Source organism: Chryseobacterium sp. VD8 (assembly GCF_037149975.1).
Lineage (GTDB): Bacteria > Bacteroidota > Bacteroidia > Flavobacteriales > Weeksellaceae > Chryseobacterium > Chryseobacterium indicum.
This window is the reverse complement of sequence record NZ_JBBCQL010000148.1, coordinates 1-11,506: the sequence shown is the minus strand read 5'-3', so window position 1 is coordinate 11,506 and position 11,506 is coordinate 1. Positions and strand designations below refer to the sequence as shown.

The 11,506-nt window shown below is 34.1% G+C and carries 8 protein-coding genes and 1 pseudogene; 3 read left to right on the top strand and 6 right to left on the bottom strand.

The genetic code is table 11. From position 1 onward, the window contains the following. The first annotated feature begins 264 nt into the window (after positions 1-264). Both WFK35_RS15280 and WFK35_RS15275 read left to right on the top strand, forming a co-directional pair. A complete protein-coding gene (locus WFK35_RS15280) occupies positions 265-1,386 on the top strand; it encodes a vWA domain-containing protein (RefSeq protein WP_336733322.1) in 1,122 nt (373 codons plus the stop codon). A gap of 43 nt (positions 1,387-1,429) precedes the next feature. Further along, the gene (locus tag WFK35_RS15275; protein WP_336733321.1) at positions 1,430-2,869 is read left to right on the top strand and encodes an AAA family ATPase; all 1,440 of its coding nucleotides are present in this window, start codon (positions 1,430-1,432) and stop codon (positions 2,867-2,869) included. Between the two features lie 149 nt (positions 2,870-3,018). Here the strand turns inward: WFK35_RS15275 and WFK35_RS15270 are convergent, their stop codons facing one another. From WFK35_RS15270 to WFK35_RS15245, 6 genes are all read right to left on the bottom strand, one after another. Beyond that, complete coding sequence (locus WFK35_RS15270; RefSeq protein ID WP_336733320.1) at positions 3,019-3,537, bottom strand: hypothetical protein; 519 nt, start codon at positions 3,535-3,537, stop codon at positions 3,019-3,021. A 93-nt stretch (positions 3,538-3,630) separates the two neighbouring features. Next, complete coding sequence (locus tag WFK35_RS15265) at positions 3,631-6,078, bottom strand: hypothetical protein (RefSeq protein WP_336733319.1); 2,448 nt, start codon at positions 6,076-6,078, stop codon at positions 3,631-3,633. A 14-nt stretch (positions 6,079-6,092) separates the two neighbouring features. Beyond that, complete coding sequence (locus WFK35_RS15260) at positions 6,093-6,725, bottom strand: hypothetical protein (RefSeq protein ID WP_336733318.1); 633 nt, start codon at positions 6,723-6,725, stop codon at positions 6,093-6,095. Between the two features lie 24 nt (positions 6,726-6,749). Next, positions 6,750-6,941, bottom strand: coding sequence for a hypothetical protein (locus WFK35_RS15255; protein ID WP_336733317.1), 192 nt, complete (start codon positions 6,939-6,941; stop codon positions 6,750-6,752). 1,340 nt (positions 6,942-8,281) lie between these two features. Beyond that, the gene (locus tag WFK35_RS15250) at positions 8,282-8,662 is read right to left on the bottom strand and encodes a helix-turn-helix transcriptional regulator (RefSeq protein WP_336733316.1); all 381 of its coding nucleotides are present in this window, start codon (positions 8,660-8,662) and stop codon (positions 8,282-8,284) included. A 588-nt stretch (positions 8,663-9,250) separates the two neighbouring features. Continuing rightward, entirely contained in the window at positions 9,251-10,879 is a 1,629-nt protein-coding gene (locus tag WFK35_RS15245; protein ID WP_336733315.1) for an acyl-CoA carboxylase subunit beta, read from the bottom strand. A gap of 415 nt (positions 10,880-11,294) precedes the next feature. Here WFK35_RS15245 and WFK35_RS15240 point away from each other — a divergent pair. Continuing rightward, positions 11,295-11,506, top strand: a pseudogene (locus WFK35_RS15240) (DMT family transporter); the annotation flags it as partial.

Sequence of the window (11,506 nt, the reverse complement as noted above, 5' to 3'; positions counted from 1 at the left end):
TCATTACTCATTACTCATTACTCATTACTTAGCTCCGATAGAAACGGCATCCTTTTGGGTTACGGGCTCCGCTTAGCTCCGCCCGTAACCCAAAAGATACAGTGGATAGCGGGAATAAGCTCATGAATAAATATTTAGCATACCAAAAACGTTTTACTTAAAGTAGTGGATAACTTTTTTTTTAAATTCAATTATTTTTATTCTTAAAAAGTAAAATAGACTAAATCTCTTAAGGCTTTTTGATTTATATCGTACATTTATAATATGAAAGAGCATATTGTAAGAGGTTTTAGGTTTAATACTTATCAGGAACCGGAACGATCTGTATTTGACCGATTGCTGGAAATTTTTACGGATTTACTGACGCATACTTCAGGTGATTTTGATGAAGCAATTGACTGGCTTCGAATGCTTGATGAAGAATACCAATTAACCACTCCTGAATATACAATAGAAGATTTTATTGAAGACCTTAAGAAGAAAGGATATATTCGGGAAGAGATTAATCCTGATGGTAGTGGTAATGGAGTTACCTTGAGTGCAAAAATGGAACAGAATATTCGTAAACAGGCACTTAAACAAATATTCGGAAATCTTGAAAAGAGCGGAAACGGAAATCATAAAACGAATAAAAGCGGAGCAGGTGAAGACTCAACCGGAGAATTCAGAAATTATAATTTCGGAGATGCTGTAGAAAAAATTTCTATTACGGAGAGTTTAAAGAATGCACAGATCAATAATGGTATCGGAGATTTTCATCTTACGGAAAATGATCTGATTGTTGAAGACAGCATACATCAATCACAAATGAGTACTGTTTTGATGATTGACATCAGTCACAGTATGATTCTGTATGGTGAAGACCGTATTACGCCGGCTAAAAAAGTAGCGATGGCACTTGCCGAATTAATCACAACGCGATACCCGAAAGATACTTTAGATATTATTGTTTTCGGGGATGATGCATGGCCTGTAAAAATTCAGGAACTTCCTTATCTGCAGGTGGGTCCTTATCATACCAATACTGTTGCAGGGCTTCAGTTAGCAATGGATATTTTGCGGAGAAAAAGAAATACCAACAAACAGATTTTTATGATTACCGACGGAAAGCCAAGCTGTGTGCGCGAACCGGATGGTACTTATTATATGAATTCTTACGGACTGGATGAATATGTAGTTCAGAAATGTTACAATATGGCAGCTCAGGCAAGAAGACTCCATATCCCGATTACTACTTTCATGATTGCTCAGGATTCTTATTTACAGCATTTTGTAAGCGAATTTACAGAAGCCAATCAGGGAAAAGCTTTTTACACCGGTCTGAATGGTTTGGGGAACATGATTTTTGAAGATTATGAAACCAACCGCAAAAAGAGAATCCGTTAGAAATTTATAACTCAATAAAAATTATCAATTAGATTTAAATACAATGACTGCAAAGCCAGAAATAAAAACGCTTGGTGCATTAAAAGCATCAGGTTATATATCAAAACATATTAAAGATGAATTACGGGATAACTTAAAAACTAAAATTCGAAATAGAGAATCTGTATTTGAAGGAATCTTCGGATATGAAAATACGGTCATTCCTCAGTTAGAGCATGCGATTCTCAGTAAGCATAATATTAATTTATTAGGATTGCGAGGTCAGGCTAAAACAAGACTGGCAAGAATGATGACAAGCTTGTTGGATGAATGGATTCCTTATGTTAACGGAAGCGAAATTAATGATGATCCTTTTAACCCGATTTCACGGTTTGCAAAAGAATTAATTGAGAAAGAAGGCGATAATACACCCATTGAATGGCTTCATCGCGATGAAAGATTTTTCGAAAAACTGGCTACTCCGGATGTTACCGTTGCCGATCTTATTGGTGATGTAGATCCTATCAAAGCGGCTAATCTTAAACTTTCTTACGCAGACGACCGCGTGATCCATTTTGGAATGATTCCCAGAGCGAACCGCTGTATTTTTGTAATAAACGAGTTACCGGATCTGCAGGCAAGAATTCAGGTTTCCCTGTTTAATATTTTGCAGGAAGGCGATGTACAGATTCGTGGATTTAAAGTGAGAATGCCTTTGGATATTCAGTTTGTTTTTACGGCAAATCCTGAAGACTATACCAACAGAGGAAGTATTGTTACTCCTTTAAAAGACCGTATCGGATCGCAGATTTTAACGCATTATCCTGAAAATATCAATATTGCGAAAGAAATTACAAAATATGAATCCAGTCTGGACAGCCGACAGAAAGAAGGAGTGTATGTCCCGGCTTTGGCTAAAGATCTTTTGGAACAAATTGGTTTTGAAGCCCGTGAAAGTGAATATGTAGATGCTAAAAGTGGTGTAAGTGCGCGTATGAGCATCACGGCATTCGAGAATTTGTTAAGTACCGCAGAACGTAGAGCCTTGTTGACCGGAGAAGAAAAGACTTCAGTAAGGCTGAGCGATTTTGTTGGCGTCATTCCTGCAATTACCGGAAAGGTAGAATTGGTTTATGAAGGAGAGCAGGAAGGAGCAGAATCTGTTGCGCAGCTTTTAATAGATAATGCCGTAAAAACTTTGTTTACCACGTATTTCCCCAAAATAGAAAAACTGGAGAAAAAAAATATAGACGGACCATTCAGCCAGATCAACGAGTGGTTTTTACAGGATGACGGATTTTTAGAAATTACCGACGAATCTCAGGACGAAGTCTACGCGAAAAATCTAAATCGAATCACTCCGCTGGACGATATCATTGAGAAATATCAACCTGATACACAGCCTGAAGATCTTTTATTTTTAAAAGAATTTATTCTTTGGGGATTGGCTGTGAACAAAAAATTAAATAAAGAAAGATTCAGAACGGGAGTGTTCTTTTCATAATAATATATATTAAAAAATCCCCATGATTAAGAGCCAATCTATTATGGGGATTTTTTAATAAGCCTCCAGCTAAATTGCAGTGCAGAAAATCTTTACAGATAACAACAATTGATTATGCTGAAGGCTACTGATAATATAATATTGAAAGATTATGGTTTCCAAAAGCTCCATACCGTACCGTTAAATACGGCAAGCTGATGTGCTGTTGTATCATATACCATCATTCCTGAAGATGGGGTAATGATATTAAGATGAGGGCTGGAAACTTTTGGTAAAACCATTGCTTTATTTGTGTCGGTAAGAACCAGGATACCCGATGTAGAATCTGTTGCTGCATTAGTACCTATCGAGGTTTTGGCAGAAGATACATCGGTAAGTGTGTTTTGCAGAGAAGTGTCAACAATACCTGTATTATCTATCGTAAGATCAAACCAGGATCCAGCTTTTAAATATTTTATTTTTTTATCTGTAATGTCATAAATGATAGTGCCATCTACAGCACCGGTAACACTAGAGACAGATGTTACCCAAGGGAGTAATATACCCCTGTTTCCGTTACCAAATTCTAAAGAAACAGATGGGTTTGTGATATTAGATTTACCTATTGCTACCTGTGAAAAAGAAAGTAAAGAGGTAAATAATAATGTGAATAATATGGTCTTTTTCATTTGTATAAAAATTATTGTTTTTATTGAGACCCTTTGCGGCAGGATATTTCTACCGCAATAGGATCTCTTCTCAATCATTTCTGTTTTTATCCATTAGGGACAAGTCTGTGTATTAAAACATTGCCAGTTATATGTAACGCCATTATCAGTAGTGGTATATATTTTCAGGCAGTTGTTAGTTGTGTCATATACCATCATCCCCTCTACGCAGTTTGCAGTAGGTATTGCAGCTATTTGTGCTGCTGTCAATCTGTTTACAACGAATCCTTTAGTTTTGGCTTCCAGAGCAATCCAGGCACCTTTTCTTACCATTGGCCAGTTGCCATTATTTGCTCCCGCTCTGCCCAGTGCAGTAATACCAAATTTAGTATCAAGTACAGTTCCTGATGTAATTGCAGGTTTATAACAGTAACAACCACTTTGTATTGCTGTATTTTGCGAATCACCAACTGACTGACCTCCACTTACAACAGTAGGAATACCATTAGCATCTACACAATTAGAAGCAGCACAAAGATTTTGATTAGCAGCAGTAGAGCCTGTTCCTACAGTTACTGTACCTCCAGCGTTTACTAATTGGGAAGGTGTAATGTTAGCACCTCCTTCTAGTGCATCTAAACAGCCATCATTATCACTATCTAAATCAAGATAATTAGGAATGTCATCTCCATCTGTATCTCTATGGTTACAGTAAGTTATTGTGTTCTGCTCTATACTGATTAATCCTCTTAAACCCGTATTACCAGCACCAACCCCATCTATGTTTGAGTATGCTGTATAATCCCAAATATAAGTCATTCCATAACTTGAGCTATATGGTAATGTCCTTCCAGAATTAACTGTATTTACATTAGTTTGTAATTGCATTTTTGCATAGTAGGCATTTTGGGAATTTATGGCATCAGAAACTGACATATTAAATCTAGAAAACATATTAAGGTTGGAACTTATATATGTTGATATTAATCCAGAAACAGTTGGTAAATTACCAATAGTTGTAGTGAACGTTCCCAAATAATTTATGGAAGCATTGTTAAGCAAATATCTTAGTCTAGAGTCAGGTACAGGAAATGGGGCACCTGATATATCTTTAGTAGTAGAATTATTAATAGGTAAGTTTGTATATAATTGAGTAGTATTAGGTCTAATTGAAAAAAGATTAGTATCTATATTAAATCCTTCCCATGTATGATCTTGTGGAGTATTGGAAACAAAATCTGAATAGGTAAATGGTACATTAAAAGAATTACCAAGACCAGCAACAGGTGTTCCGGAAGTTAATGTATATACTAAATTAAATGTACCACCATTTGCCATAATACTTGCGCCAGCCAATGTGGCGTTGAGATCCAATGTATAGAGACTTTGTGATTCACAATATCCTTCATTAGTATCTAAAATACCATCATTATCATCGTCTAAATCAATATTATCTGCGATTCCATCACCATCAGAATCGGTAAAACAAGAGCTAATACTAACAATAATAGGAGTAGATACACTACCGTAACAGTTGTTAGTAGCATCATAATAAATGGCATAATAAGTGCCATTACCTACAGCATTAGGAGTGCTTACTAATGTACCACTACTAGGTGTATTACTGGTGTGCCATTGTAAAGTAGTACCAGATGGAGGCGTACCTGTACTATGTGTAGTAAGATCTACCGTAGTAGAAGGGCATGTATTAGTAAGACACTTAGCTACATATATAGGTTCACTTACGGGGCTATAGTAATTATTAGTAGCATCCCAATAAGCCGCATAGTAGATACCAGTAGAAGCAGTAGTAGGATTTGCAATTTTATTAGCAGTAGTAGCTGGGTTTGCCGTATGAAAAGTAAGTGTAGTACCAGATGGAGCAGTAGAAGTTACTAATGTGGTTAAATTACCTGTAGAGGTAGGACAACTGTTAGCTATTTTATTGCTTCCAATAGTAGGAGTAGTCATATTACCTAAATTAGAAATACCATCTATAGAATAATATCCTCCTGTCCCGGATAAGTGTTCAGCATCTATGAGAAATTCAGCAGAAGTTGTAGTAGCGGTAAAAGAGACCTTCATAGTTGTCCATGTACTTCCTATTAATAATAGTGTAGGAGATTCTCCTACTTTTACTCCATTTATCCATGCTGAAACTTTACCAGGTGAAGTCAAGGAACCACCACCAAAATTAGCTACATACATAGTAAAGGAATATTGTTGTCCTATATTAAGTCCTGTAATGGTTTGTTTAATGGCTTCATTTTCATTAATAGAAGAAGAAATCCCTACCCATGTTCCTCCGTTTGGAGAAGCAGCAACAGCAACAGCAGCATTATTATTAAATGCTGTAAAAGATGTAGATAGCACATCAGGAGTAGGAGAGTTATTAGCTGTATTAGTAGGAGTATATCCGATAGAAGCAGTCCACCCAGTAGGCATTTGACTGTTTCCAGCCGTTCCGTTCATATTTCCATTGACAATAGGAATGGCTTGCGCTTTTGCTAATTGGAATATACTAAACAAAAGAATTGTATGTATAATAAATTTATTTTTCATAATGTTTTTTTTTATTATTGAATACCAGGAATTGCAGTACCTGCTTTACAAGCATTATTGTCAGTTAGGTTAGAAATTCCATCAATTGAGTAGTATCCATTACCAGCACCACTATCTGCATCTATAAGAAATTCAGCAGAAGTTGTAGTAGCAGTAAAAGAAACATTCATAGTAGTCCAAACATTTGCTTGTAGAGCTAGAGTTGGAGATTCACCTACTTTTACTCCATTTATCCATACTGAAATTTTACCCGGTGCAACAAAGCTGCCACCACCAAAATTAGCTACATACATTGTAAAAGAGTATTGGTGCCCAATAACAAGATTTGTAATAATTTGTTTTATGGCTTCATTTTCACTAACCGTAGAAGAAATCCCTACCCATGTACCTCCATCTGGAGATGGTGATACAGCTACTGCAGCATTGTTAGAAAAAGCAGTAAAAGAGGTAGATAATACATCTGGTGTAGGTGAATTTAAAGCAGTGTTATTAGGCGTATATCCTATAGAAGCAGCCCATCCTGCTGGAGTATTAGATTGTCCTGCAATACCATTCATACTGCCATTATTGATGGGAATAGATTGAGCTTCTGTTTTTTGAAAGATAGCCAAGAGCAAGATTATATAAATTAGAATTTTATTTTTCATCTGTTATATTTAATTATTTTGTGATTATTGAATATTAGGAGCTGCATTATCTGTATTTTTTTTGCCGAGTATAGTAAGTGTTGAACTACTACCTAGAAGGTTCCTCGCTCCGGAAGTAAACTCTAATGTTACCTGAGCAAATATATTTCCCGGAATAAATGATGCTAATAATATATTTAAATACTTTATATCATTTTTAAATATCATTTTTTTCATGTCTGTGTATATATTTTATTGAAAATATTAGTGCTCAATGATGCCTGTGCTAAATTGGTATGAAATATAAGTTTGGTATATGTTATTATAATTGTAGAAAATAAGGGAGGAGCTCTGGAAATAACTTGTCTGTAATAATTGTAATAGACTAGTATATAAGCATATGCTTTATTTTTTTTGCCATATAAATTTTTATAATTAATGCTATGGTAATAGATATTTATATACTTTTTTACTTTTGTTCCGTAATTGATAATGAGACCAGATCTTACAACAAGATTGTTAATAAATGAATGATACGGTAATGAAGAGATAGACTTATCCGGCTTAGCTTCTCTTTTTTTATTACTCTTTGTGATTAAATATTTATTAAATGATATTTTCGAAGAAAAAACATAATTATCCACTTCTGCAAACATCTTTTTTTGCTGACACGATATTGCAATAAAAAATAAAAATGTAAATACAGAAAAATGCATGCATGTAAAAGCCAAATCTTTTTGTAAAGATTTTGTTTTAAGATAAATTGTTTTCAATATGCTGTTTTCTGTATTCATAATATAAAGAAAAATGTATGGATGCGTTTTTTTAAACATCTGTTTCAAAGATAAAAGAGATGAACCTGTGATGAGAAAATTCCATATACTTACATCTACTCCGTGATTTTTTTAAATTTTAAGTTGCTGAATTACAGTATTTTGTATTTTTATGTAATATAGGGTTACTTATTTTTTGAGTAAATTGTATTTATTTTTGAGTAGGCAAAATGCTGAATAAGTACAATGAAGTATATTGAAAAACGACACGAAAACGAAGTAGTATGATTGGAAAATCATTTTAAATAAATAAACAAATTTTTATCCGTTTCTTCAATAAACAAAAAGAGACAGTATTATGAAGTATTTGAATTTTTAAAGCTGAATTTTAATGAACATGAGTTCGATCAAAAAACAATACAAAATATCAATAGGAATGGGCTTTAGTTTATTTTAGTAATTAAGAAAACAATTCGCTTTAGCCAAAACTTATTCAGATACGGAAAAGATTGGGTAACCATCTCAAAATACATCAAGATTTAAATATTTCACGGACTTTAAATAACTCACAAATTACCCTGAAGCTGACAACTGAGTGTGTAAAAATTGTCGAATAATAATTTTGTAGACGGATACAAACGCTGATATTCATCAGAAAAGATAACATAAAAGACTTCGGTTATATTTATCCTTCTTATAATCAGCTTGTTTTTAGAGCTATTCTTTAAATGATAGCTTTAGATGGATAAGAATCATTAAATCCTGATATTGCAAAAAATACCAAAGAGTTATGGGCAGTTATAATTAGAAATTCGAAATAAAAAGAGCAAGATCCTCCTTAGATTCTAATTCTATTTTTTTTCTGATTCTGTACTTCTTATTCTCAATAGACCTTACACTCGAGTTTGAATAGATAGCGATCTCTTTTGTTGAATAATTAAGTTTCAGATAAGCACATACCAATATTTCATTATGGGTTAGTGAAGGATAGTTTTTCTTAATTTTTTGGATAAAAGAAGGAAATGCTTGAGAAAATTTTAGAAAAAACAAAGAGCTATTCTGTTTTGCAAGATTATTTAGGTCATACAAGTCATCTGCAGAAATATTATTTTTGTTGACAAATTCCTGCAATTTAGTTTCAGTTGTTATCTTCTTATTGTATAACTTAAGTACAAATGTTTTCATATTAAATATTAAAAAAATACTTATTATGCTACAAAGTAGGGTGAAAAATAAACTTAATTTATGCAAATAATTTTGAAGTTCATTTGGAAGGTTCTTGTTAGAAAAAAGGCTATGATTAGTTAAAAAATTAATAGTTAATTCCAAAGACACACATGCTAAAATAGGAATTATTTTTTTGAATTCTAATTTTATATTGACGGAATAAGGAAAGCAAAGAAATAAGCAAACATAGTATAAATCTAAATTGGCGTTTAAGCCAAAATAAGAGCTTGCAAAAAATATGAAAAGTGTAAATAAAATATATGCTGTATAAATAAGTTTAAAAGAATGATAAATTTTTTTGGAGAAGATAAGATAAAATAGGAAAAAGCTCGCAATAAAGCATGCAATGCTCCAATAGTATAATTGATAAAAATATACTAAAAGAGCATTTGCAATGAATATTAATGAAAGGTTAAATGAATAGATATTATAAAGTCTTTTAATTCTCAATAATATCCCTTTTCTTTCGTGAAATGAAAAATACCTCATTTTTTTATTTTAATAGATAAATCTAAACAAATAGCAGTAAGGCTTTTACTAAGAGTCTTATACCTGTATAACTCCCAGATTAAACTTCTCGGTAATCGGAGAATGGTTCGCAGCTTCAATACCCATAGAAATCCATTTTCTGGTATCTACAGGATTAATAATTGCATCGGTCCACAACCTCGCTGCTGCATACGTTGCTTCCGTCTGTTTCTTATATTTTGCCGAAATAGAATCCAGAATTTCTTTGTGCTCCTCTTCAGAAATTTCTTTTCCTTGTTTTTTCAATGTTGATTCCTGAATCTGTGCCAAAACTTTTGCTGCCTGTGCACCGCCCATTACCGCAAGATCTGCCCATGGCCACGCAACAATTAACCTTGGATCATAAGCCTTTCCGCACATCGCATAATTTCCGGCTCCGTAAGAATTTCCGGTAATAATCGTGAACTTAGGAACTACAGAATTAGAAACAGCATTTACCATTTTTGCGCCATCCTTAATAATTCCTCCGTGTTCAGATTTAGAACCCACCATAAAACCGGTGACATCCTGTAAAAACACCAAAGGAATTTTTCTCTGGTTACAGTTCGCAATAAATCGGGTTGCTTTATCCGCAGAATCAGAATAAATTACCCCTCCGAACTGCATTTCCCCTTTTCCGCTTTTTACAAGCTTTCTCTGGTTCGCTACAATCCCTACAGACCATCCGTCGATTCTTGCCGTTGCACAGATAATACTTTTACCGTAATCAGGCTTATATTCTTCGTACTCAGAATTGTCTACAAGACATTTTATAATATCGTAGGTATCATACTGATCCGCTCTTGAAACAGGCATGATCCCAAAAATATTTTCAGGCTTTTCTTTCGGCTGTGCGCTTTCAATTCTGTCGAAACCTGCTTTTTCCGTACTTCCCAAAGACTTCATGATATTCTTAATCCTGTTCAGCGCATCCTTATCATCTTTAGCCTTATAATCTGTAACTCCCGAAATCGAACAATGTGTAGTTGCACCTCCCAGAGTTTCATTATCAATACTTTCCCCGATTGCCGCTTTTACCAGATAACTTCCGGCAAGGAAAATAGAACCCGTTCCCTCCACAATCATCGCTTCATCACTCATAATCGGAAGATAAGCACCACCTGCAACACAGCTTCCCATTACAGCAGAAATCTGAATAATTCCTGCAGCACTCATTTTAGCATTATTTCTGAAAATTCTTCCGAACATCTCCTTATCAGGGAAAATCTCATCCTGCATCGGTAAATAAACTCCCGCAGAATCCACCAGATAAATAATCGGAAGTCTGTTTTCCATGGCAATTTCCTGAGCTCTCAGATTTTTCTTACCCGTGATCGGAAACCATGCTCCTGCTTTTACAGAAGCATCATTTGCCACAATGATGCATTGTCTTTTAGAAACATACCCCATCACCACAACAACACCCCCGCTTGGGCAGCCTCCGTGCTCCTCGTACATTTCATATCCGGCAAAAGCGCCAATTTCTATGGAATCAGAATCCTTATCAAGAAGATAGTCAATTCTTTCTCTTGCCGTCATTTTTCCCTCTTCACGAAGCTTCTGCAGCCTCTTTTCACCACCTCCCTTTTTAATTTCTGTCAATAAGCGATTGATTTCGGATAATTTTAATCTGTTCTGATCATCTCTTTTGTTGAATTCAATGTCCATAAAAATTTCAATTTTTTCCGTTTAAAGATACTATTTTTTACATGGAATGAAAATGGATGTAAACAAATGTTTAATAAATTGGTTTTCAGAATTTTATGAAATATTTAACAAAAAATATATTTTTTATGGTTCGTAATTTGCTAACTTTACAATAGAGAAAGTGAGAGTGAAATCTTTACTTCCTCTAAGTTCCTAGTTTATTTTTTTAATAGTTTATTATTTGAAGGCCCTGAAAGTTGAATAAATTTTCAGGGTTTTTTTATTTTATGTTAAATAGAAACCGCAAACCTTTTTCTCTTACAATGATTTATGGTTTAAATTTTATTACAAAATCAAAAAGTTTTACTGAAAAATTATTACACGAAATGTAAAACCTATTTGTATTTTTGCAAAAAATAGTATAAGAAGGTAGGGTATGCATAAATTGGCTCTTTTCAGATTGCATTTGATAGTGTTTTTGTGGGGATTTACGGCAATCTTGGGAAAGCTGATTCATGCAAATGCAGATATTCTGGTTTTTTACAGAATGCTGTTTGCGGCGATCTGCCTTTTCGTATACATCCGTGTTTTTAAAAAAGACAGCATTAAAGTTTCAAAAAAAATATTTTTCCAACTGGCTGCAATCGG